The 23,419-nt window shown below is 67.5% G+C and carries 24 protein-coding genes; 7 read left to right on the top strand and 17 right to left on the bottom strand.

The features are described from left to right. The first annotated feature begins 199 nt into the window (after positions 1–199). Positions 200–901 (top strand): two-component system response regulator PrrA, encoded by a 702-nt coding sequence (gene prrA / locus BN3385_RS11440; RefSeq protein ID WP_059016898.1) that lies wholly within the window; start codon positions 200–202, stop codon positions 899–901. Between the two features lie 15 nt (positions 902–916). Next, positions 917–2,251: a HAMP domain-containing sensor histidine kinase gene (locus BN3385_RS11435; protein ID WP_059016897.1), complete on the top strand. Its 1,335-nt coding sequence runs from the start codon at positions 917–919 to the stop codon at positions 2,249–2,251. Positions 2,252–2,319: 68 nt separating this feature from the next. On the opposite strand, the gene arfC is transcribed toward BN3385_RS11435, so the two are convergent. The 8 genes from arfC to BN3385_RS11400 form a co-directional block, all read right to left on the bottom strand. Beyond that, entirely contained in the window at positions 2,320–3,297 is a 978-nt protein-coding gene (gene arfC / locus BN3385_RS28910; protein WP_059016896.1) for a channel accessory protein ArfC, sunset domain variant, read from the bottom strand. Continuing rightward, positions 3,297–3,449 carry a channel accessory protein ArfB gene (gene arfB, locus BN3385_RS28575; RefSeq protein WP_197415195.1) on the bottom strand — a complete coding sequence of 51 codons (153 nt, stop codon included), beginning with the start codon at positions 3,447–3,449 and terminating at the stop codon, positions 3,297–3,299. The genes arfC and arfB overlap by 1 nt, the downstream gene beginning before the upstream one ends. 11 nt (positions 3,450–3,460) lie before the next feature. Further along, complete coding sequence (gene arfA, locus BN3385_RS11425) at positions 3,461–4,471, bottom strand: channel-forming protein ArfA/OmpATb (protein ID WP_059016895.1); 1,011 nt, start codon at positions 4,469–4,471, stop codon at positions 3,461–3,463. Positions 4,472–4,590: 119 nt separating this feature from the next. Further along, positions 4,591–4,953 carry an FKBP-type peptidyl-prolyl cis-trans isomerase gene (locus BN3385_RS11420; protein ID WP_059016894.1) on the bottom strand — a complete coding sequence of 121 codons (363 nt, stop codon included), beginning with the start codon at positions 4,951–4,953 and terminating at the stop codon, positions 4,591–4,593. Between the two features lie 20 nt (positions 4,954–4,973). Beyond that, positions 4,974–5,693, bottom strand: coding sequence for an SDR family NAD(P)-dependent oxidoreductase (locus BN3385_RS11415; RefSeq protein WP_231748715.1), 720 nt, complete (start codon positions 5,691–5,693; stop codon positions 4,974–4,976). An 82-nt stretch (positions 5,694–5,775) separates the two neighbouring features. Then, complete coding sequence (locus tag BN3385_RS11410; RefSeq protein WP_059016892.1) at positions 5,776–6,561, bottom strand: GntR family transcriptional regulator; 786 nt, start codon at positions 6,559–6,561, stop codon at positions 5,776–5,778. A gap of 2 nt (positions 6,562–6,563) precedes the next feature. Next, on the bottom strand, positions 6,564–7,340 hold the full coding sequence (fabG, locus tag BN3385_RS11405) for a 3-oxoacyl-ACP reductase FabG (RefSeq protein ID WP_059016891.1): 777 nt from the start codon (positions 7,338–7,340) through the stop codon (positions 6,564–6,566). A gap of 26 nt (positions 7,341–7,366) precedes the next feature. Then, positions 7,367–8,380 carry a phosphotransferase enzyme family protein gene (locus tag BN3385_RS11400; protein ID WP_059016890.1) on the bottom strand — a complete coding sequence of 338 codons (1,014 nt, stop codon included), beginning with the start codon at positions 8,378–8,380 and terminating at the stop codon, positions 7,367–7,369. A gap of 282 nt (positions 8,381–8,662) precedes the next feature. Here BN3385_RS11400 and BN3385_RS11395 point away from each other — a divergent pair, with 282 nt between their 5' ends. Genes BN3385_RS11395 through BN3385_RS11385 form a run of 3 tightly spaced genes read left to right on the top strand, consistent with a single transcriptional unit; the run spans position 8,663 to position 11,879 of the window. After that, positions 8,663–10,225, top strand: a complete 1,563-nt coding sequence (locus BN3385_RS11395; RefSeq protein WP_059016889.1) for an APC family permease — start codon at positions 8,663–8,665, stop codon at positions 10,223–10,225. Positions 10,226–10,268: 43 nt separating this feature from the next. After that, positions 10,269–11,588: an aspartate aminotransferase family protein gene (locus BN3385_RS11390; protein ID WP_059016888.1), complete on the top strand. Its 1,320-nt coding sequence runs from the start codon at positions 10,269–10,271 to the stop codon at positions 11,586–11,588. A gap of 27 nt (positions 11,589–11,615) precedes the next feature. Then, entirely contained in the window at positions 11,616–11,879 is a 264-nt protein-coding gene (locus tag BN3385_RS11385; protein ID WP_059021819.1) for a DUF2630 family protein, read from the top strand. Here the strand turns inward: BN3385_RS11385 and BN3385_RS11380 are convergent. From BN3385_RS11380 to pdxH, 7 genes are all read right to left on the bottom strand, one after another. Beyond that, positions 11,872–12,285, bottom strand: a complete 414-nt coding sequence (locus tag BN3385_RS11380) for a MarR family winged helix-turn-helix transcriptional regulator (RefSeq protein WP_059016887.1) — start codon at positions 12,283–12,285, stop codon at positions 11,872–11,874. The two genes, BN3385_RS11385 and BN3385_RS11380, sit on opposite strands and share 8 nt — an antisense overlap. After that, entirely contained in the window at positions 12,278–13,726 is a 1,449-nt protein-coding gene (locus BN3385_RS11375) for an MFS transporter (RefSeq protein ID WP_156432722.1), read from the bottom strand. Before BN3385_RS11375 ends, BN3385_RS11380 begins: the two co-directional genes overlap by 8 nt. Positions 13,727–13,851: 125 nt before the next feature. Beyond that, positions 13,852–15,147: a citrate synthase gene (locus tag BN3385_RS11370; protein WP_059016886.1), complete on the bottom strand. Its 1,296-nt coding sequence runs from the start codon at positions 15,145–15,147 to the stop codon at positions 13,852–13,854. 63 nt (positions 15,148–15,210) lie between these two features. Then, a complete protein-coding gene (locus BN3385_RS11365) occupies positions 15,211–15,882 on the bottom strand; it encodes a TetR/AcrR family transcriptional regulator (protein WP_156432905.1) in 672 nt (223 codons plus the stop codon). Positions 15,883–15,930: 48 nt separating this feature from the next. Further along, positions 15,931–16,593: a TetR family transcriptional regulator gene (locus tag BN3385_RS11360; RefSeq protein ID WP_059016884.1), complete on the bottom strand. Its 663-nt coding sequence runs from the start codon at positions 16,591–16,593 to the stop codon at positions 15,931–15,933. 31 nt (positions 16,594–16,624) lie between these two features. Then, on the bottom strand, positions 16,625–17,911 hold the full coding sequence (locus BN3385_RS11355) for an MFS transporter (RefSeq protein ID WP_059016883.1): 1,287 nt from the start codon (positions 17,909–17,911) through the stop codon (positions 16,625–16,627). Between the two features lie 2 nt (positions 17,912–17,913). Beyond that, positions 17,914–18,546 (bottom strand): pyridoxamine 5'-phosphate oxidase, encoded by a 633-nt coding sequence (gene pdxH, locus BN3385_RS11350; protein ID WP_059021815.1) that lies wholly within the window; start codon positions 18,544–18,546, stop codon positions 17,914–17,916. A 116-nt stretch (positions 18,547–18,662) separates the two neighbouring features. Here pdxH and BN3385_RS11345 point away from each other — a divergent pair, with 116 nt between their 5' ends. Continuing rightward, positions 18,663–19,781 (top strand): citrate synthase 2, encoded by a 1,119-nt coding sequence (locus tag BN3385_RS11345; RefSeq protein WP_059016882.1) that lies wholly within the window; start codon positions 18,663–18,665, stop codon positions 19,779–19,781. Positions 19,782–19,795: 14 nt separating this feature from the next. Here BN3385_RS11345 and BN3385_RS11340 read toward each other — a convergent pair whose 3' ends face one another. Further along, positions 19,796–21,133, bottom strand: coding sequence for an MFS transporter (locus BN3385_RS11340; RefSeq protein ID WP_059016881.1), 1,338 nt, complete (start codon positions 21,131–21,133; stop codon positions 19,796–19,798). A 146-nt stretch (positions 21,134–21,279) separates the two neighbouring features. On the opposite strand from BN3385_RS11340, the gene BN3385_RS11335 reads away from it, so the two are divergent. Then, positions 21,280–21,729, top strand: coding sequence for a VOC family protein (locus BN3385_RS11335; RefSeq protein WP_059016880.1), 450 nt, complete (start codon positions 21,280–21,282; stop codon positions 21,727–21,729). A 5-nt stretch (positions 21,730–21,734) separates the two neighbouring features. On the opposite strand, the gene BN3385_RS11330 is transcribed toward BN3385_RS11335, so the two are convergent. Then, positions 21,735–23,414 carry an FAD-dependent oxidoreductase gene (locus tag BN3385_RS11330; protein WP_059016879.1) on the bottom strand — a complete coding sequence of 560 codons (1,680 nt, stop codon included), beginning with the start codon at positions 23,412–23,414 and terminating at the stop codon, positions 21,735–21,737. Positions 23,415–23,419: the final 5 nt, after the last annotated feature.

Here is a 23,419-nt window from a genome sequence, read left to right as displayed (position 1 = left end):
TCGACCGCCGTGAACACGGCACGTCTGCGAACAACGTCGTGGTCGACCCCCTGATTCCGATGATCCCACGTCGGGCAATCCGATTTCGGCCGCGACATCGTCACGGTAGAACCTCAACTGTGATTGAGGTCAATCGCCGGTCTGGACGCGACCCCCCGGCCTCCCACGCCCGGGCGCGGCGATCAGGCAAGATGAGGTCATGGACAGTAGTTCGGCCTCACCGCGGGTGCTCGTCGTCGACGACGACCCCGATGTGCTCGCATCGCTGGAGCGCGGGCTGCGACTCTCGGGTTTCGAGGTGTCCACCGCCGTCGACGGTGCCGAGGCGCTGCGGTCGGCCACCGAGACCCGGCCCGACGCGATCGTGCTCGACATCAACATGCCCGTGCTGGACGGCGTGAGTGTGGTGACCGCGCTGCGCGCGATGGACAACGACGTGCCGGTCTGCGTGCTCTCGGCCCGCAGTTCGGTCGACGACCGGGTCGCCGGGCTGGAGGCCGGTGCCGACGACTACCTGGTCAAGCCGTTCCAGCTCGCCGAGCTGGTGGCGCGGGTCAAGGCGCTGCTGCGCCGGCGCGGATCGACAGCGACGTTCTCCTCGGAAACCATCCAGGTCGGCCCGCTGGAGGTCGACATCCCGGGCCGGCGGGCCAGGGTCAACGGGGTGGACGTCGACCTGACCAAACGCGAGTTCGACCTGCTCGCCGTGCTCGCCGAGCACAAGACCGCCGTGCTCAGTCGCGCGCAGCTGCTCGAGCTGGTGTGGGGTTACGACTTCGCCGCCGACACCAACGTCGTCGACGTGTTCATCGGCTATCTGCGCCGCAAGCTGGAGGCCGGTGGCGCGCCCCGGCTGCTGCACACCGTGCGCGGCGTGGGCTTCGTGCTGCGAACCCAGTGACGTGACGCTGAGCTGATGCTGGCGCGCATCTTCCGTCGCACCCCGTCCCTGCGCACCCGGGTGGCGTTCGCGACGGCGATCGGCGCGGCCATCGTGGTGACCATCGTCGGCACCATCGTGTGGATCGGCATCACGAACGACCGCCTGGAACGGCTGGACCGGCGACTCGACGAGGCCGCCGGGTTCGCCGTGCCGTTCGTGCCGCGCGGTCTGGAGCAGATCCCGCCGTCGCCCAATGACCAGGACGTGGTGATCACCGTGCGCAGCGGGGATCAGGTGAAGTCGAACTCACCGGTGGTGCTGCCCGAGCTCAGCGGCGACTACGCCACCACCGATATCGACGGCGTCAAGTACCGGGTCCGCACGGTGAAACTGGCCTACCCGACGGCGACCACGCTGGCCGTCGGCGCCACCTACGACGACACCATCGCCGACACCAACAACCTGCATCGCCGGGTGCTGATGATCTGCGGGTTCGCTATCGGCGCGGCCGGGCTGCTCGGCTGGCTGCTGGCGACATTCGCGGTGCGGCCGTTTCGGCGGCTGGCCGAGCAGACCCGCCAGATCGACGCCGGCGACGTGGTCCCCGATATCGACGTCCGCGGCGCCAGTGAGGCGATCGAGATCGGCGACGCCATCACCGGCCTGCTGGGCCGGGTACGTGCCGAGCAGGACCGCACCCGGGCGGCGCTGGCCTCGGCCCGCGACTTCGCCGCGGTGTCGGCCCACGAATTGCGCACGCCGCTGACGGCCATGCGCACCAATCTCGAGGTGCTGGCCACCATGGACATGCCCGAGGACCAGCGCAAGGAGGTGCTCGGCGACGTGGTGCGCACCGAGGCCCGGGTGGAGGCGACGCTGGGTGCGCTGGAGCGGCTGGCCCAGGGTGAGCTGACGACGGCGGCCGACCAGGTGCCCGTCGACATCACCGAGTTGCTCGACCGCGCCGCCCACGACGCGATGCGGGTGTACCCGGATCTGGAGGTCTCGCTGGTGCCGTCGCCGACGTGCATCATCATCGGTTTGCCCGCCGGGCTGCGGCTGGCGGTCGACAATGCAATCGCCAACGCGGTCAAGCACGGTGGCGCGACGCGGGTGCAGTTGTCGGCGGTCAGCTCGCGCGACGGCGTGGAGATCGCGATCGACGACAACGGCAGCGGCGTTCCCGAGGCCGAGCGCCGTGGCGTCTTCGAGCGCTTCGCCCGCGGCTCGACGGCCTCGGTATCGGGGTCCGGTCTGGGTTTGGCCCTGGTGGCACAACAGGCCGAAATCCACGGCGGCACCGCATCGTTGGAGGACAGCCCACTGGGCGGCGCGCGGCTGATGCTGCGACTGCCGCCGCCGCGTTAGTCTGCGCCGAGAGTAACCTGGCGGCGGTTTCAGCCGCCCGATTCCGCCGTGAGGTTACTGTCGGCGGGTCAGCGGAAGTTCTTGTCCCACTTGTCGAAGCCGGCTGCCTTCGCGGTCTCCTCGTCGAAGAACCACACCTCGGCGATGGTCTCGTTGTAGGCGGGGCTGTCCGGCGGGTGGTAGAGCATCGAGTCCGCGTTGCCCTTGATCAGCCAGCCGGCCGGTCCGCTGCCGCCGTCACCGGCCTTGGCTGAACCCTTGCCGTACGGACCCGGTGGCACGTCGGCGAGGGAGGCCACCGCGGTGCCCCTCTCCTTGGCATCCCACCGGGTGAATCCGGCAGCCGTGGCGAACTCCTCTTCGGCGAACCACACCTCGGCGATCGTCTGCTGGTACCAAGGACTTTCGGTGGTGTGGTAGAGCATCGAGTCCTCGTTGCCCTTGATGGTCCAGCCGGTCGGTCCGGCGCCGCCGTCGCCGGCCTTGGCTGAACCCTTGCCGTACGGGCCGGGCGGCAGGTCGGCGAAACCGGCAATCGCGGTGCCCCTGTCCTTCGCATCCCACCGGGTGAACCCGGCGGCCTGCGCGCTGGGCTCGTCGGCGAACCACACTTCGGCGATCGTCTGCTTGTACCAAGGACTTTCGGTCGTGTGGTAGAGCATTGAGTCTTCGTTGCCCTTGATGTCGAACCCGGACGGAGCCGCGGCTCCGGCGGTGACGCGCACCGAACCCTTGCCGTAGGGCTCCTCGAAGTCGCCCGCGGCGAACGCCGCGGCAGCCGCACCCGCGGTGGCAGCACCCGCAGCGGAGAGCTTCACATCCGGTACGTCCACAGCGGGCGCCTTGACGTCGGGAACCTTGACATCAGGAGCCTTCACATCGGGAGCCTTGACATCGGGAGCCTTGACGCCGCCGCCCTTCAGCCCCGCCGACACCGCGTGTGTCACCGGGACCTCGCGGGTCACTCGGCCGATCATGAGCACCAGGGTCAATACCAGACCCAGCACGAAGGCCAGCGCCATCAGCCACCAGTTCACGTCATGCATCAGCTGGCTCCGATCTCACGCGAGCCGGGTAGGTCAGCCAGCGCCTCTTCCTCACTGGTGCGCTTGACCGTCGCCACCGCGATCAGCCAGGCGACCGCCGAGCCGACGACGAACGCCAGCAGGTACCACAACCATTGAACGACGAATCCCATGTCGGCTTCTCCTAGCTCACCGTGATCTCGACGCGGCGGTTCTGCGCTCGGCCCGCCGCGGTGTCATTGCCGGCGATCGGGTCCGCCGACCCCAGGCCCTTGGTGGTGACGTCACCGGCCGAAACCCCTTGCGACACCAGGTAATCGCCGACCGACTTGGCCCGGTTGCCGCTCAGCGGAATGTTGATGGCGTCATTGCCGGTGTTGTCGGTATAGCCGGTCACCGCAATCTTGGCCTGCGGGCAGGCCTTGATCGTGGCGGCCACCGCGGCCAGCATCTGCTGCGTCGCCGGGGTCAGTGTGAACCCGTCGGTCTCGAAGTTGATCGGACCCGTCAGGGCCGCGGCGATATCGGACTGCAGCGACCCGCATCCCGCACCTGGTGCGCCGGTGCTTGGAGTCACCGGCGCGGGCGCAGGAGCCGATGAACTGGGACCGGCGGCTTTCACCTCGATGTTGTTCACCACGGTCACGTTCGGCCATGCCGCGGTGGCTGCCGCACCGACCGCGACCTTGACTTCCTCGGACGGCGCAGTTCCGGTGAGGGTGACGGTGCCGCCGGACAGGTCGAAGCTGAAGTCCGGGATATCGATGGCGGCCTTGAACAGAGCGCCGAGACCGGAGAAGTCCGGCACGCTGACACCGGCTTTGATGTTCAGCTTGTCGATGAGGTTGACCCCGGAACCCAGCGCCGCCTTGAGACTGTCGAGCAGCGAGGTCTTGATCGACAGATCCGGAAGGTCACCGGTGAGGGTGAAGTCGTTGCCGTTGCGCAGGATCGACAGCGGCGCGAAGTTCAGCGACGGCACCGACAGGCTCGGCGCGGTGATGCTGACGCTCGGCGTGCTGACATTGACCGTCGGGGCCTTGTTCAGCGTTCCCCAGCCGATCAAACCCAGCAGCAACGGAATGAGCAGCAGACCCAGCAGCCAGCCCAGCCCGGGCGAGCGGCGGAAGTACCTCGATTCGCGTCGCCACTCCGTTGCCGACGCGCTCACGCGCACATCATCGGAACCCGTCATCGGTCCGCTCCTCCGCCGCTTTGCTTGCGCGTCAATTTCGTGGAACGCAAGCACCGTACGACGGGTGCATGTCAGCCGGGTGCGAATCCATGAATGTTCACGGATTCGTCAGGCTGTTATCAGCGAGCGGCGAGCAGATCGATGACGAAGATCAGTGTCTTGCCGGACAGCTGATGTCCCGAGCCGGCCGGACCGTAGGCCTGCTCCGGCGGGATGATCAGCTGGCGGCGGCCGCCCACCTTCATGCCCGGGATGCCGTCCTGCCAGCCCTGGATCAGCCCGCGCAGCGGGAAGGAGATGGATTCGCCGCGGTTCCAGGAGCTGTCGAACTCCTCGCCGGTGTCGTACTCGACGCCGACATAGTGCACGTCGACCACGGCACCGGGCTTGGCTTCGTCGCCGTCGCCCACCACCAGGTCTTTGATGACCAGCTCGGTGGGGGCCGGGCCGTCGGGGAACTCGATCTCGGGTTTGGTCGTCACCGCTCACACCTTAGACCTGGTCAGGCTCCCGGCGGCTGGAGCCACTCGATCGGTCGCAACAGCACGATCTCGGGCACCACGCAACTGCGCGACACCCGGATCGTCATCCGGATGGCCTCGGCGATGTCGGACGGCGCGATCATCTCGGCGGGAGTGACGGTGTCCCGGTAACTGTCGGCCATCGGAGTGTCGACCAGACCCGGACAGATCGCGGTGGCCTTGATTCCGGAGGTGGAGAGTTCGTCGTGCAGGGATTCGGTGAAGCCGACGACGGCGAACTTGGTGGCCGAGTACGACGCCAGGCCCGCCTCGCCGCGCTTGCCCGCGTTGGACGCGATGTTGACCACCTGGGCCGATTGCCGTTGCTGTACCGACCTTTTGAGCAGCGGGAGCGCCTTGCTGGTCAGCAGGATCACCGCGCGCACATTGACGGCGAGCTGTTCGTCGAGGAAGTCGGCGGTGATCTCACCAACCGGCCGGTCACCCGATACCCCGGCGTTGTTCACCAGCAGATCGAGCGACCCGTGGCGATCGGTGTGCTCGGCGATCACGGTGTCCAGGAAGGCTTCCTCGGCCAGCGACCCGGCCAGCACCGCAACCGGTGGGCCCGCATCCCCGGTCAGAGCGGCGGCCACCGCGTCGAGCTTGCCGGGATCGCGGCCGACGAGGGTCAGCGCGAAGCCCTCCTCGTGCAGCATGGCGGCGATCGCTGAACCGATGCCACCCGATGCCCCGGTCACGATCGCACTGCGTGTTGGGTTATCCACCGATGAAGTACACACGCCCGGCACACATTTCGCTCGGTGAGCACAGCGCGGTGAATCAGGCGCTACTGACCGACCGTTCGACCCTGCCGTCGGTGCCCCGGCGTTCCCGGGAGGTGACCGTCGACGTGGTCGCCGTGAGCCGGACCCGGTCGGCGCGGAACAGGTCGTAGGCGTACTCGAACGGCCGGTCCGAGGCATCGTGGGTGACGCGAGTGATCGCGACCAGGGGACGCTTGTTGGCGATGCCGAGCCATTCGGCCTCGCGGGGGCTGGCGCTGACGACTTCGATCATCTCGGTCGACGTCGCGGGGGTCAGACCGTAGCGAACGGCCAGCAGTTCGTAGATCGAACCGCCCAGTGGCTGCTCGAGCAGATCCACCACCTGTTCGGCGATGAAGCAGGAGAAGTCCACCGACAGCGGTACACCGTCGGCGAATCGCAGCCGCCGGATGGCGAAAACCTCATCGCGCGTGGTGATCTCGAGTGCCGAAGCCTCGGCGGGGGTGGCCGGCCGCCGGTCGGTGGCCAGCACCCTGGTGGTGCTGGTGTGCCCGCCGCTGCGCAATCGGGCGGGCAGTCCGGCGAGTTCGGCGGCATTGCGTTCGACGACGTCGGCCCGCACAAAGGTGCCACCGCCTCGACCGGTCCGGCGTTCCAGCACACCCGCCCGGCTCAGCGGCAGCAGTGCGCTGCGCAGGGTGGACCGCGAGACCGCGAACTGCTCGGCCATCTCGCGTTCGGTGCCCAACCGAGATCCGGGCCGCAACGCACCTTGCGCCAGCATCGACAGGATGCGGCGACGTACGTCCTCGGCGATCGGCCCGCCCTCGGACTCTTCCATCGCTAGTGAATTACGGCGTCCGGCGATTCGGGAAGCACCTGGCCACCGTCGACCGCGATGGCCTGGCCCGTGATGTAGCCGGCCTCCTTGGTGGCGAGGAACGCGGCGAGGTGGCCGATGTCCTCCGGGGTGCCAAGTGCACCGGCTGGGATCGCTCGGGTCATCCCGGCGATGTAGTCCTCACCCATGTCGGCGAGGCCTTCGGTGTAGATATTGCCGGGCAGGATGGCGTTGACCGTGATGCGGTGCGGCGCCAATTCGATTGCAGCAGTTCGCATGAAGCCGAGCTGAGCGGCTTTGGACGCACCGTAGTGCGACCAGCCCGGGAAACCGGTGATGGGCCCGGTGATCGACGAGGTGAGGATCACCCGGCCGCGACCAGACGCGATAAGCGCGTCGAGGCAGGACTGCACGGTGAAAATGTTGCCCTTGACGTTGACGTCGAGCACCTCGTCGAGTTGGGCTGGCGTCATCGAGGCGAGCGGGGCCTCGGGAAAGATACCGGCGTTGGCGCACACCACGTCGATGCCGCCGAATGTCTCGCGCACTGTCTCGGCAAGGTTGGCACACGACATCGGATCCGAGACATCGACCTGGACGCCGAGCACCTTGCCCGAACCCCGGTCGTCGAGATCGGCCACCACGGCGTCGATGTCGGCCGAGGATCGTGCCGCGATCGCCACGTTGGCACCCGCCGAGGCGAATACCGAGGCGATACCCCGACCGATCCCCTTGCTCCCGCCTGTCACCAGGACCGAGGCCGACTTCAGATCAAACATCCGTTTCCTTTCTGCCGCAAGGTCGTTCAGACCCTGGAACCGAAGATCGCCTCGTGGAGCCAGGTTCGGTCCTCCAGATAACGCTGCGCCAACCGGGCGGTGTCGGGAGCGAACTGCTCGCCGACACCGATCGCCGCGTCGGCGTCGTGGTGGGAGGCGATCCACGCGGTGAGCATGATGCGGCGCATCATGACGAACGACGGGATGAGCTCGAGGTGGGCGGCAGGGATGGAACCGACCTCGAAGTACCCGGTGAGCCATTCGGCGATGATCCGCTCGCCGGCCGGGGTGTCCTCGATGAACGACACCGCGGCGCCGAGATCGGCCAGGTACCAGGACCAGCCGCAGTCGTCGAAGTCGATCACCGTGATGCCGGCCGCGACGTCGGACGGATCGACCATCAGGTTGGCCAACCGCAGGTCAGCGTGGACCAGGCCGAAACGATCTGGTGCCGAGCCGAATTCGGTGAGCTTGGCGGTGATGTCATCGGAGGCGCGCTGAATCCACGACCGGTCGGTATCGGTCAGCCCGGGAGCCAGCCGCCAGTTACCCCATCGGGCTTCGGGCCCCAGGATGGCCTCCAGGTCCCAGCGGAACCGGGTGAACCCGGTCGGCGCGGCCCAGCCCCGGGAATGCTCGTGCATGATCGCGGTGATCCGCCCGAGTTCGTCGAAGCCCACCGCGTCGGGATCGTCCTCGGCGGTACATCCGGGGACGAAGGTGACCGCGTCGACGTGCAAGACGTCCCCGTCGACCTCGGCGACCACCACATCGGCGCCATCCCGCGCGAAGATCAGCTCCGGCGTGGTCACCGGGGTGTCGGTGCGCAGCGCCTTCATCCAGGCCAGTTCCGAGCGGATCGCGTCCAGTGAGTGGTACCCGGGCCGGTGCACGCGCAGCACGATCGGGTCGTCGTCGTCGACCAGATAGGTGGCATTCTCCGACAGGCTCAACAGGCGCAATGCCGAATCGGGGGCACGGCCGTAGGCAGGAAGTGCTGCACGCGCGAAGAACTCATGAGTCGGCGGCAATCCCGGCATGCCAACAGTGTGAACCATTACCGCCTCCCAAGCAGACCAAATCAGGACATTTAACGTCAGCGTTTCGCGGCCGGGCCATTCGGAAACATTGCCGAAACACACCGCCCCCGATCTCGATTCTTACTGTTGACCAGTAGATCTGGGAGGGGTAACAATGTCCGCGTCGTATCACAACGTCGTCTTCGACATCCACCTCGCTCCCCAGACGCAGCCGCATCTCGGGCCAAACCAGACCAAATAAATGCGCGACCACCGGTCGTGTTCGAGACGGGAATTCATACCATGAGCGACATCATCGACCCGCCTGCCGAGGCGGCCAAGGGCGACGCCGTCCAGCGGCTCAAGCCCAACGCCGTCGGCCTGATCGGCGTGCTGTTCATGGCGGTGGCCACGGCAGCCCCGATCACCGCCATGGTGGGCAACGTGCCGATCGCCGTCGGGTTCGGTAACGGCGCCTACGCCCCGGCCGGCTACTTCGTCGCCACGATCGTGCTCACCCTCTTCGCGATCGGCTACGCCGCGATGAGCAAGCACATCACCGCGACCGGAGCCTTCTACGGCTACATCTCACACGGCCTGGGCCGGATCGTGGGCCTGGGAGCAGGGTTCCTGACGACGATGGCCTACATGGTGTTCGAGGCATCGCTGATCGGCATCTTCGCGTTCTTCGCCAACGACACGTTCAACAGCCTCTTCCACGTGAACATCTCGTGGATCGTGTTCGCCATCGGCATGCTGGTGGTCAACCTGGTGCTGACGTACTTCGACATCAACCTGGCGGCCAAGGTGCTCGGGGTGTTCCTCATCACCGAGATCGTCATGCTGTCCCTGATGGCATTCTCGGTGCTGTTCACCGGCGGCGGCCCGCAGGGCTGGTCGTGGGGATCGCTGAACCCGCTCAACGGATTCCAGAGCCTCTCGGGCACCGTGGCGGGCCCGGACGGCAGCGCACTGGCGGTGGCCGGCTCGGCCGGTATCGGCCTGTTCTTCGCGTTCTGGTCCTGGGTCGGTTTCGAGTCCTCGGCGATGTACGGCGAGGAGTCCAAGAACCCCAAGAAGATCATCCCGATCGCGGTCATCAGCTCGGTGGTCGGAATCGGGCTGTTCTACATCTTCATCTCCTGGATGGCCATCGTCGGCACCGGACCGCAGAATGCCATTGCGCTGGCGCAGGATTCGTCGACCGCCGGTGACATCTTCTTCGGCCCGGTCGACAAGAACCTGGGCACCTGGGCCGTGGACATGTTCAAGATCCTGCTGATGACCGGTTCGTTCGCCTGCGGTATGGCGTTCCACAACTGCGCAGCTCGCTACATCTACGCACTCGGCCGGGAGAACGTCATCCCCGGCATGCGCAAGACCCTGGGCGCCACCCACCCGGTGCACGGTTCGCCGCACATCGCCGGCCTGGCCCAGACCATCTTCGCCACCGTGGTCGTGCTGTTCTTCGCCTTCACCGGTCGTGATCCCTACACCGGCCTGTACGGCCTGATGGCACTGCTGGGCACCACCGCGATCCTGATCGTGCAGGCCCTGGCGGCGTTCGCGGTGATCGCCTACTTCCACGTCGGCAAGAACCATCCCGAAACCGCGCACTGGTTCAAGACATTCCTGGCACCGCTGTTGGGCGGCATCGGGATGCTCTACGTGATCTACCTGCTCGGCAAGAACGCCTCGTTCGCCGCCGGGACGGCTGCCACCGACTGGGTGTTCACCATCATCCCCTACGTGGTCGCCGTGGTCGGCATCAGCGGAATCCTGCTCGCGGTCTATCTGAAAGCGAAGTCGCCGCAGCGGTATTCAGAGCTGGGCCGGATCGTGCTCGAGGAGGCACACGAACGCTGAGTCCCTCGGGCCGCGATCAACGACAAGGACATGGAGTAGCGATATGGGTTTCTCGAACATCATGGATTCCAACAGCTACTCACCGGATCAACCGCTCGATCCGGCCACCGAATCGTTGATCGCGGCCCGCGACCGCATGCTCGGCCCGGCGTACCGGCTGTTCTACGAGCGGCCGGTGCACCTGGTCCGGGGCGAGGGCACCCGGCTCTATGACGCCGACGGCACCTGCTACCTGGATGCCTACAACAACGTCGCCAGCGTCGGCCACTGCCATCCGCACGTCGTCGAGGCGGTCAGCCGGCAGCTGGCCACCCTCAACACCCACACCCGGTATCTACACCAGGGGATCGTGGACTACAGCGAGCGGCTGCTGGCCACCATGCCCGACCAGATCGACCAGGTGATGTACGCCTGCACCGGCTCAGAGGTCAACGACCTGGCCCTGCGCGTGGCCGAAATGCATACCGGCGCACAGGGTGTGATCATCACGACCGACGCCTACCACGGCAACACCGCCGCCGTCACTGCGATCTCCCCGTCGATCGGCGGTGCGACCGCCCTGGGCCCGCACGTTCGCGCCATCGCCCCGCCGGACAGTTACCGCATCCCGGCCGGCGAACTCGCCGGCAGGTTTGCCGCTGACGTCGCTGCCGCGATCGAGGACCTGGCCGCCAGCGGCGCGGGGGTGAGCGCGCTGATCGTCGACACCATCTTCTCCTCCGACGGCATCTACCCCGACCCGTCAGTGCTGGGGCCCGCGGTGGACGCGGTGCGCCGCGCGGGTGGGGTGTTCATCGCCGACGAGGTCCAGCCCGGTTTCGCCCGCACCGGCGAGGCGATGTGGGGCTTCCTGCGCCACGGCGTAGTTCCCGATCTGGTGACGACGGGCAAGCCGATGGGCAACGGCCTTCCGATCGCGGCGATGGCCGCGCGCTCCGACGTGCTGGAGTCCTTCGCCCGCGGAGTGCCCTACTTCAACACTTTCGGCGGTAATCCGGTCACGATGGCCGCTGCCGCAGCCGTGCTCGACGTCATCGAGGACGAGAAGCTGATGGCCAACGCCGATCACGTCGGCACCATGCTGCGCACCGAACTGGCCGCGCTCGCCCGCGACCACCCGCGCATCGGCGATGTCCGCGGTGCCGGACTCTACATCGGCGTTGAAATAGTCACGCCGACAGGCGAATCCGACCGGACCAGCGCCAAGACGGTGGTCAATGCGATGCGGGAACAGCGCGTGCTGATCTCGGTCTGCGGCCGCGACGGTAACGTGCTGAAAGTCCGGCCGCCGCTGGTGTTCTCCGAGTCCGACGTTGACTGGTTCTGCACCGCGTTCGCCGAGGTTCTTCGTTCCCTGTCGTAGTCGGCCCGGCGCGGGCACACTGGAGTGGTGGCAGACGACAGCACACCCACCGATTCCGACACCCTCGCCCGGATCCACAACCTGGTGGCCGAGGAGCGTCGACTCCGCGACCAGCTGGTGCATCGCGAGATCGACCCATCCGAGGAGCACCAGCGCCTGCGGGCCATCGAAACCGAACTCGACCAGTGCTGGGATCTGTTGCGGCAGCGTCGTGCACTGCGTGAGACCGGCGGCGACCCGCGCGAGGCCACTGTGCGTCCGCCCGACGAGGTCGAGGGCTACCTCAGCTGACCACTCGGGCCAGGATCGCCTGCAGGGCGGCGAGGTCGTCGTCGCCGAGTGCGGCGAGCCCGCCCGGGGCGGGGTCCTCGGTGGCGTCGACCACCGCGATCATCTGACGGCCGGCGTCGGTCAACGACACCAGCTTGCACCGCCGGTTCTGCGGGTCGACCTCACGGGTGACCAGACCGCGCTCCTCGAGATCGTTGACGGCCACGGTGGCCGCCGGAGCGTCGATAGTCGCCATCTCGGCCACCTGCTTGACCGTCATCGGACGCTTGGCCAGCCGCTTAAGAATACGAATCCGGCTGAACGGCAGGCCCGTTCGCTCGACCGCGGCGCGGCGCCAGGCATCCTTGTTGTCGAGCACCAGAGTGGACAGTGCGCGCCACACCTCGTCGGCCAGTGGGTTAGACACGCGCGACCCCGATCCGCTGGTCCTCGATGAGCGGCGCCAGCCGCTCGGCGGACCGGTGGGCCCGCGCGGAGGTCGACGTGATCGCCAGGACGGCGATGGCGAGTCCGAGCACGATGTTGATGTACCACAGTGGCCGGGCCGCCGCGGTGAAGTCGCCGCCGAAGGTGGCCAGTGCGGGGCCCGCGACCGAACCGCACAGCGCGACACCGATGCTCACGCCCACCTGCCGGGAGGTCGAGGTGACCGCGGAGGCGGCACCGGCCCGGTCCTTGGGCATCCCGCTGACGGCGGCGTTGGTGATCGGTGCGTTGACCATGCCGAATCCGATGCCGTAGATCGCGAAGATCACCAGTAGCACCCACACCGGGGTGGTCGGGGACAGGAACGTCAGCATCACCGAGGCGATCGCCATCAGGACACCGGAGATCAACAGCGACGGGCGGGCGCCGAAGCGGCCGACCAGCCGGCCGGACAGCAGCGAGAAGAACAGCGCGCCGACCGCGATCGGCAGGTAGATCAGGCCGGTGTGCGCCGCGGAGTAGCCGCGCTCCCCCTGGAGGTACAGCGACATCATGAACAGGAACGACCCCCAGCCGGCGAACGCGCAGACCGCGGTCACGGTGGCCGACGAGAACGGGATGCTGCGGAAGAACCGCAGATCGATGAAGGGGTCGTGGCGGCGGGACTCGTAGCGCAGGAACGCGACAAAGGCGACGGCGGCGGCCACGGCGATCGCGACGATCCGCGGGTTGGTCCAGCCCATGCCCGGCGCCTCGATCAGCACGAACACCAGGCCGAACAGGGTGACCACCGCCAGCAGCTGACCTACCGGGTCGATATCGCGCATGGTGGCCGACTTGGTCTCCGGCACGAAGATCGCCGTCAGCAGCACCGCCACCGCACAGATCGGCAGGTTGATCCAGAACACCGCCCGCCAGCCCACGACTTCGATCAGCAGGCCGCCGACGATGGGGCCCAGTGCCATCGAGATGCCGACCACCGCGCCCCAGATGCCCAACGCCCGGGCGCGCTCCACCCGACCGACGAAGATCTGCGAAATGATGGACAGTGCAACAGGATTCATCATCGAACCGCCGATCGCCTGGACCAGACGTGCGCCGATCAGCATGGTGATGGTGGGGGCGATGCTGCACAGCAGCGAGCCCAGCGCGAAGGCGACCAGGCCGATCTGGAACACCCGGCGGCGGCCGAACCGGTCACCGGTGGCGCCGGACAGCATCAGCAGCGAGGCCAGCACCAGAGTGTAGATGTCCACGACCCACTGCATCTGGGCCGGACTGGCGTGCAGGTCGGCCCGGATCGACGGGATGGCGACGTTGACGATGGTCGCGTCCATCGACACGATGAGCAGGCTCAGACAACAGGACGCCAGGATGATCGTCTTGCGCCGCGCGCTCAGGTCGTCAACAGTTGTATTCACACAACTATTGTTAAACTACAACTGTTCCGAGGGCAAGACCTACCCGTCCTCGAACTCGACGACATGGCGAAGATCACTCGCCCTTTCCCGCCCATTCGTTGGTGTGGGCGGGACAGGAAGGCGGGCTAGCGGCCGTCGAGGCCGACGTAATCCCGCTCGGTGTAGCCGGTGTAGATCTGGCGCGGCCGGCCGATCTTGCTGTTGCCCTCGTCGTGCATCTCGCGCCAGTGGGCGATCCAGCCGGGCAGCCGGCCGAGCGCGAACAGCACGGTGAACATCCGGGTCGGGAAGCCCATCGCGCGGTAGATCACGCCGGTGTAGTAGTCCACGTTCGGGTAGAGCTTGCGCTCGATGAAGAAGTCGTCGGTCAGGGCGATCTCTTCGAGCTGCTTGGCGATGTCGAGCAACTCGTCGTCGCCGCCGAGCTTGCCCAGGATCTTGTCGGCCTGCTCCTTGACGATGCGCGCCCGCGGGTCGTAGTTCTTGTACACCCGGTGGCCGAAGCCCATCAGCTTCACGCCGTCTTCACGGTTCTTGACCTTCTTGACGAACGTCGCCACGTCGTCGTCGCCGGAGCGGATCTTCTCCAGCATCTCCAGCACGGCCTGGTTGGCGCCGCCGTGCAGGGGGCCCCACAGCGCGTTGATGCCACCGGAGATCGAGGTGAACAGGTTGGCCTGCGACGAGCCGACCAGACGCACCGTCGAGGTCGAGCAGTTCTGCTCGTGGTCGGCGTGCAGGATCAGCAGCATGTCCAGCGCCCGGACGATCTCCGGGTCGACCTCGTAGGGCTCGGCGGGCAGGCCGAACGTCATCCGCAGGAAGTTCTCCACCAGGGTCAGCGTGTTGTCCGGGTACAGGAACGGCTGGCCGACGGACTTCTTGTAGGCATACGCCGCGATCGTGGGCAGCTTGGCCAGCAGCCGGATCGTGGACAGCTCCACCTGCTTGTTGTCCAGCGGGTCCAGCGAGTCCTGGTAGTAGGCGCTCAGCGCGTTGACGGCGCTGGACAGCACCGGCATCGGGTGGGCGTTGCGCGGGAAGCCGTCGAAGAACCGCTTGAGGTCCTCGTGCAGCAGGGTGTGCCGCTGGATCTGGGTGGTGAACGCCTCGAGCTGCTCGGGGGTCGGCAGTTCGCCGTAGATCAGCAGGTAGCTGACCTCGATGAACGTCGATTTCTCAGCGAGCTGCTCGATCGGGTAGCCGCGGTAGCGCAGGATGCCGGCGTCACCGTCGATGTAGGTGATGGCGCTCTTGGTCGAGGCGGTGTTCACGAAGCCCGAGTCGAAGGTGGTGTACCCGGTCTTGGACAGCAGCGACCCCAGAGCGATTCCGTCAGACCCCTCCGTCGCATGGACGATCTCCAGGTCCAGCTCGCCCCCCGGGTACTTCAGGGTGGCGGTGTCGTCGGTTGCGGCCACAAGAACCCCTTCTGCGCTCTTCGACGCCTGCTAAGGCTGTCCGTACTTAGGTGAAGGTAGTCGCTATTGTGCCGACTCGCCCGCGGGGGGCTGGCCTGGGGTATGCCATGGGGTCCACAGCCGGGCAAACGTGCCGTACGTGGACTGGATTCGCTCGCACAAAACGTGCGGCTCGATTGGTGGCGCACCGGGCGCCCCGAGGCCGGAACAGGCCGCTCCCATCAACACGGCCCAGGTGTCGAACAGGATGCGCAGCGCGGGGTGCTCGACGGGTAACCGCATCCGCCGGGCGACGGCGTTGAAGACCGGGTGCTGGGGCCCGTCCGGGCGATAGGAGAAGGCCGACAGCCCGATCGCCGGCGTCGTCCCGAGGACCCTGAGCATCAGGACCATCCGCTCGAAGAACACCGGATCGTGCTCGCCGCCCGGCCGGCCCAGGAAGGTTTCCACGCTGGCCCGCATCAGGGCTTCGTGCTCGGTGATGTCGAGTGGCTGGCGGGCCACCGCGGCGGCCACCCCTTCGGCCACATCGGCGACGATGGCGACCACCACCGCTTCCTTGTTCGGGAAGTAGCGACTGAAGGTTCTGGCCGAGACGTCGGCGGCGGCGGCGATCTGGTCGACGGTGGTGTTGTCGTAGCCCTGTTCGACGCACAGCTTGGCCGCCACGTCGATCAACGTGGCGCGGGTGCGCTGCTTTTTGCGCTCACGGAGTCCAGAAGCTCCGTCGTTCATCTCACCGGCCACAACCGACCAGCCCCTCGCCTCACAGCGTCCTTGAAGTCAGCTGGTCGAGGGTATGCCCCAGCCGGTATGCGCACTCGCAATATCGTCGTATTGGTCGAGCACGCGTTCGATTCGCTCGGCCATGATCTGCGGGCAGCGGGTGAAGTCCTGGGGCTCGAGCACCAGCCGGCCCCAGGCGACCCCGACGATGGCCGTCCAGACCGCGAGCACCAGCGCCACCCGCCCGTCTTTGACATCGGTGCCCAGCCGGGCGGCGGTGTTCTCGGCGAAGCCGACCGGCCGCATCGAGATCGCTGCGGCTCGCAGCACGCTGGCGGTCGAGATGACGTTGACCATGAGCACCAGATGATTGATCGACAGGCCGGGCTCGCCACCGTCGGCCACCCGGCGCAGAACGGTCAGGTGCGCGCGGCCGATGGCCACCAGGGGCGGCACCGACAACGGAATCTCCGCCAATTCCGCGGCGGTGGCGTCGGTCAGCCCGTCCAGCACACCGACCACCACTGAATCCTTGGTCGGAAAGTATCGGCTGAACGTGCGAGGCGAGACCTCGGCTGCAGCGGCGATCTGGTCGACGGTGGTGTTCTCGTATCCCCGCTCGAGGCAGAGCTTGGCCGCGGCATCGACAAGCATCGCCCGGGTGCGCTGCTTCTTGCGTTCGCGCAGACCCGTGCTCCTATGCCGGATGCGGTCTCCCACAACGACGATGGTAAGCCGCGAAGGCCGCGAATCAGCCCGCTTCGACAGGTCCGACACGGTAGCGCACGAAGGCCGGCACCAGCGCCGACGCCAGCAGGACACCGATCACCACCAACCCTCCCCCGCCGGCTGCGGTGATCGTGGTGCCGATCGCCGCAGCCGCCGCACCGTGCACCGCATCGGCCAGCCGCGGACCGCCTGCGACGACGACCAGGAACACCCCCTGCAACCGGCCCCGCAGATCGTCAGATGCCGCCTCCTGCAGGATGGTTGACCGGAAAGCGGCCGACACCATATCGGCAGCGCCACCAATGGCCAAGCACGCCAACGCAATCCACAGCATCAACCCGGCGTGCCCGTCGGCCAGCCCGCCGGCCACACCGAAGCCGACCATCGCCACGCCCCACACCACGATCGCGGCGACCACCGCCAGGCCCTGCCTGCGCACCCGCGGGAACCACCCGGAGAACACCCCGCCGGCGACGGCACCGAACGACATCGCGGCGGCCAGCAACGCCATGGTCGTGCCGCCCGCGACCGGTCCGCCGAAGCTCTCGTGGGCCATCTGCGGGAACAGCGCCCGCGGCATGCCGAAGATCATCGCGATCAGGTCGACGACGAACGACATCAGCACCACCTGGTTTCCGGCCAGGTAGCGGAAGCCCTCCAGCACCGCACCGATGCCCCAGCGTGCCGATCCCGCGACGGCGGCGGCCTCGGTGGCCGGCATCGGGGCCAGCCGGAACGTCGCCCAGATCGGCACCAGACAGGTGATCGCATCGATCAGATACAGCGTCGACAGGTCGATCCAGCGCAACAGCAGGCCGGCAAGCAACGGGCCGACGATGGCGCCGAACTGCTGCACCGTCATGTTGAGCGAGTTGGCCGCCGGTAGCTGATCGATCGGCAACATCCGGGGAATGGCGGCGCCGCGGGTCGGCGAGTTGATCGCGAAGAAGGCCTGCTGCACCGAGAGCAGGACGAGCACCAACCAGACGTTGTTGCAGTGCAGCGCGGCCTGCAGCCACAGCAGCACCGAGGCGCCGGCCAGACCACAGGAAGCGATGATCAGCAGCAGCCGCCGGTCCATCGCGTCGGCCCAGGCTCCACCGAGCAGGCCGAACACGATGAGGGGAACCAGCGCGAACACCCCCGACAAGCCGACGTACGCCGAGTTCTGGGTGAGCGCGTAGAGCTGAACGGGGACGGCGAAGATCGTGAGGTTGCCCCCGATCACCGTGACGATGCCGGCCAGCCACAGCCGCCGGAAATCCGGCGTTCGCAGTGGGGTGGTGTCGGCGAATAACCGCCGCCGCACGGCTAGGGCTGCAACCGCTCGATGACGTCGCCGTTCCCCGTGACACGAATCCTGTTGTGAATGCGGTTCTCCCGGCCCTGCCAGAACTCGACGACCTCGGGGGCGATCCGGTAGCCGCCCCAGTGCGGCGGCACCGGCACCTGCTCGTCACCGGCGAAGCGTTCGGTGACCTCGGCCAGTTGGGCCAGCAGGTCGGCCCGGGAGCCGATCGGCCGGGACTGCGCCGAGGCCCACGCCCCTAGCTGCGATCCGCGGGGCCGCTTACCCCAGTACTCCGCGGTCTCCTCCGCGCTGACCTTGGTGACCGCGCCGCGGATGTGCACCTGGCGGCCCAGGGCGTACCAGGGGAACGTCACCGAGGCGTACGGGGTGGCAGCGAGGTCAGCCCCCTTGGCCGAGTCGTAGTTGGTGTAGAAGGTGATGCCGGCTTCGTCGACGCTCTTGCACAGCACCGTGCGGCTCACCGGTTTGCCGTTCTCGACGGTGGCCAGCACCATCGCGTTGGGTTCGGCGACACCGGCGGTCTCCGCGTCGGTAATCCACCTGTGCAACAACGCAAGCCAGCCGTCGGCCAGCCAGTCGACATCGAGGTCGCTGCTGCCGTCCTTCTCGACCGAGCCGTACTCCACCCGCATCGCCGCCAGGCGATCACCCGCTGGAAACTCCACGCTCATACGGTACGCCGCCGGTGCGCGGTGGCTTGTTACCGGCCGGTAGCGACAGGCTCGGAGGCGGGTGGAACAATCCCCCTATGACCCTGGTACCGGAGGACTTCGCGCCCGGCCTGGAAGGCGTGGTGGCGTTCACCACCGAGATCGCCGAACCGGACAAAGACGGTGGTGCGCTGCGGTATCGCGGCGTCGACATCGAGGATCTGGTGAACAACCAGGTGACCTTCGGCGACGTCTGGGGGCTGCTGGTCGACGGCCGGTTCGGCGACGGCCTACCGCCCGCCGAACCCTTCCCGCTGCCCATCCACACCGGTGACGTCCGCGTCGACGTGCAGGCCGGGCTGGCCATGCTGGCCCCGATCTGGGGCTACCGTCCGCTGCTGGACATCGACGGCGAGACCGCCCGCCAGCATCTGGCGCGCGCCTCGGTGATGGCGCTGTCCTACGTCGCGCAGTCGGCACGCGGCATCTACCAGCCGGCGGTTCCGCAGCGGGTGATCGACGAATGCTCCACTGTCACACAACGTTTCATGACCCGCTGGCAAGGCGAACCGGATCCGCGCCACGTCGCGGCGATCGACGCCTACTGGGTCTCGGCCGCCGAGCACGGGATGAACGCCTCCACGTTCACCGCCCGGGTGATCGCCTCCACCGGAGCCGATGTGGCGGCCGCCCTCTCCGGTGCGATCGGCGCGATGAGCGGCCCGTTGCACGGCGGGGCCCCGGCCCGGGTGATCCCGATGATCGAGGAGGCCGAGCGCACCGGTGACGCGCGCGCAGTGGTCAAGAAGATCCTCGACAGCAACGAGAAGCTGATGGGCTTCGGTCACCGGGTGTACCGGGCCGAAGACCCCCGCGCCCGGGTACTGCGGGCTACCGCCAAGCGGCTCGAGGCGCCTCGCTACGAGGTGGCTGCCGCCCTGGAGCAGGCCGCCCTGGCCGAGCTTCGGGAGCGGCGCCCGGACCGCGCCATCGAGACCAACGTCGAGTTCTGGGCCGCGGTGATCCTGGACTTCGCCAAGGTGCCCGCCAAGATGATGCCGGCGATGTTCACCTGCGGGCGCACCGCGGGCTGGTGTGCCCACATCCTGGAGCAGAAGACCCTGGGCAAGCTGGTCCGGCCGTCGGCGATCTACATCGGCCCCGCGCCGCGCTCACCGGAATCGGTCGAGGGCTGGGACCAGATTTCGCACAGCTAGCCGGGCACGGGCGCTCACGACCCGAACGCCGAGCCCCGTTCCCGATCCAGGTACGTCTCGGCCTTGTTGCGCAGGCAGAACACGTAGACCGCCAGTGACACCGCGATGCAGACGGTGACATAGCCGATGAACAGCGGTACCTGGCCCTGCTCCTTGGCCGCCTGGTAGATCAGCGGTGCCGTCCCCCCGAAGATGGAGTTGGCCAGCGCGTAGCCGACCCCCACCCCGAGTGCGCGCACCTGCGCCGGGAACAGCTCGGACTTGACCAACGCGTTGATCGACGTGTACCCGGTCAGGATCACATAGCTCACCGCAACCAGCGCGAAAGATGTGAGCGGCGAACGGGTTTCGGGCAGATAGGTGATCAGCACATACGTCCACCCCAGGCCGCCGAGACCGAAGAACACCAGCATCGGTTTACGTCCGATCCGGTCGCTGATGAGTCCGCCGACCGGCTGCAGCAGCATCAGGAAGATCAGTCCGCTGAGGTTGATCCAGGTCGCCGTCATGCCCTCGCCCTTGTAGGCGGTCTTCACGATCGCCGGGGCGTTGACGCTGTAGGTGTAGAAGGCCACCGTGCCGCCCAGCGTGATCAGGAAGCACAGCAGCAGCGGCCGCCAGTACTGGGTGAACAGCGTGCGCATCGATCCTGCGCCGCTGTCCTGGCCGGCTTTGGTCGCCTCGATGACCTCCGCCGACAGCGACTCGTCCATCGTGCGGCGCAGCCAGAACACCACCACCGCGGCCACGCCGCCGATGGCGAACGCGATGCGCCAACCGAATTCGCGCAACTGCTGATCTGTGAGAACCGACTGCAGGATCAGCAGCGTGAACTGCGCCAGCACATGTCCACCGACCAGTGTCACGTACTGAAACGACGAGAAGAACCCACGCCGCTCACGGGTCGCCGCCTCCGACATGTACGTCGCCGACGTCCCGTATTCGCCGCCGGTCGCGAAACCCTGCACCAGCCGGGCGACGATGAGGATGATCGGCGCCGCCATCCCGATCACCGCCTGCGAGGGCACCAACGCAATCACCAAGGAGCACAGCGCCATCAGCGACACGCTCACCGTCAGCGCCGCGCGCCGGCCCCTTCGGTCGGCGAACCGGCCGAAGAACCACGAGCCGACGGGTCGCATCACGAAGGTGATCGCGAAGATCGCGTACACGTAGACCGTCGAGTTCTTCTCGGACTCATCGAAGAACTGGCCCTCGAAATACGTTGCGAAGACGGTGTAGACGTAGACGTCGTACCACTCGACCAGGTTGCCCGACGACCCTCGGATCGTGTTCCAGATCGCCCGCCGGGTCTCGGCGGCACTCGACCGCGGCACTGTCGTGGTGGTCATCGTCGGCCTCCCTGCGTCCAGCCCCGAACCGTACTCCACTGTCGGCCCCCGGTGGTTGTATCGCGGATGGGTGATGAGTTTGGCCCGCCCGCGATGTCTACCCCTTGGCGGCAGCTCCGCCGCTGCGAACCGACAGGAGGATTCCCATGGCGATCGATGTTCAACCCGCAGTGACCCCGCACCTCGTCGTCGACGACGCGCCGGCCGCGATCGACTTCTACATCAAGGCATTCGGCGCCACCGAGATCGGTCGGGTTCCTCGTCCCGACGGCAAGCTGATTCACGCCGCGTTGCACATCAACGGGGCCATGGTGATGCTGAACGACGACTTCCCGGAGATGTCCGACGGAAAGTCGACCACGCCGCCGGCATTGGGCGGCACCCCGGTGACCATCCATCTGACCGTCACCGATGTCGACACGAAGTTCCAGCAGGCGGTGGACGCCGGCGCGACGGTGGTGATGCCGCTCGAGGACCAGTTCTGGGGCGACCGGTACGGCATGGTCCGCGATCCGTTCGGGCACCAGTGGTCGCTGGGTCAGCCGGTCCGGGACGTCAGCTACGAGGAGATCCAGCAGACCATGGGCCAGGCGTAGAACGCCTATCGCCGCAGGCCGGCCAGGAGCCGGGCGGCCCGCGACGGCTCCGGTGCGGCGTGGGCGGCCGCCGTCATCTCCGCGATCGAGGTGAACTTGGCGCGCGGCCTGCCCTCGGCCTGGCCGCGCCGGATCTCGGCCTCGTCGATCGCGCGCCAGCCCGTGGCGTCGATGACCTCCGGACGGCGGCTTCGGACCAGCCGGTCCAGCGCGCCGGGACGGCCCGGCGGGTCGGCGAGCAGGCCGGCGTTGAAGTCGTCGACCAGGCGCGCGACGGTCTGCATGGCGCACGATTTGTTGGTGCCGATGAAGCCGGTCGGGCCGCGTTTGATCCAGCCGGCCACATACGATCCCGGCCGAGCCGCGTCCGGATCGATGACCCGGCCCTCATCGTTGGGCACCACACCGGCTGCGTCGTCGAACGGCAGATCTGGGATGGGCTTGCCGTGGTAGCCGATCGAGGTGAGCACCAGGCCGGACGCCAGGCACACCGTGTCGTCGGTGCCGGTGCGGCCGAACTCGATGCCCTCGACCCGGTCGGTACCGATGATGCGCCGCGGAGTCAACAGGTAGGCCAGCCGGATTCGGGGCCGGACCGCCGGGCTGGTGGCCACCGGCAGCTTGGCCAGGATCTCCAGCTTCGCGGCCGTGAGCGCGTCGTCGGCGGCGGCGAGGTCACGCCGGACAAGTTCGTGGTCGTCGGCGTCGAGCACGACATCGGCCACCGATGTCAGCCCGATCAGCTCGGGCAGTGTGAACGCGGAGGCGGCCGGGCCGCGCCGGGCGGCGATGACGACCTCGCGCACTGCTGAGGTGCGCAGCGCCTGGAGTGCCGCATCGGAGATGTCGGTGCGGGCCAGGTCGTCAGGATCGGTGGTGAGGATCCGGGCGACGTCGAGGGCCACGTTGCCGTTGCCGATGATGACGACCTGCTCACTGCGAAGGTCCACGTCCAGCGCGGCGAAGTCGGGGTGGCCGTTGATCCAGGCCACCGTCTCGGTGGCGGTGCCGGCACCGGGCAGCGTCATGCCGGGGATATCGAGCCTGCGGTCGTTGGGGGCACCAACGGCATAGAGCACGGCATGGTGATGGTCGAGCAGCTCGGCATGCGAAACATGCCTACCCACTTCGACATTCAGATAGAAGGTGAAACCCCGCTTGCGGCTGATCCGGTCGAACAGCCGGGTGACGCCCTTGGTGCTCTGGTGATCCGGCGCCACGCCTGCGCGCACCAGCCCGTAGGGCGTCGGTAGCTTCTCGAACACGTTGACCCGGACCCCGTCCTGGGTGAGCAGTTCATCGGCGGCGTACATCGCGGCCGGCCCGGAGCCGACCACCGCCACCGTCAACGGCGCCGCGCCGCGGCGCACCTCGGGTGCGGGCAGCACCGGGGCGAGCTTGGAGGTCGGCGGCAGTTTCACGTCGGCGGGCCGATCCGGATAGAAGGCCGCGTTGAGTGCGATGAACGGCAGCTGGCGGTCGGTCAGCCGGGTGTCGGCGGCGATGGCGCCGACCGGACAGGCGCTGACGCAGGCACCGCAGTCCACGCAGGCCACCGGGTCGATGTAGAGCATCTCGGCGGTGGCGAAGCCCGGCTCATCCGGGCTCGGGTGGATGCAGTTGACCGGGCAGGCGTAGACGCAGGACCCGTCGCTGCAGCACGACTGGGTGATGACGTGGGGCATCGGTA

It is taken from the genome of Mycobacterium sp. M26 (assembly GCF_001494595.1).
In the GTDB taxonomy this organism is placed as follows: Bacteria; Actinomycetota; Actinomycetes; order Mycobacteriales; family Mycobacteriaceae; genus Mycobacterium.
This window is presented reverse-complemented; position numbering and strand designations above follow the sequence as displayed.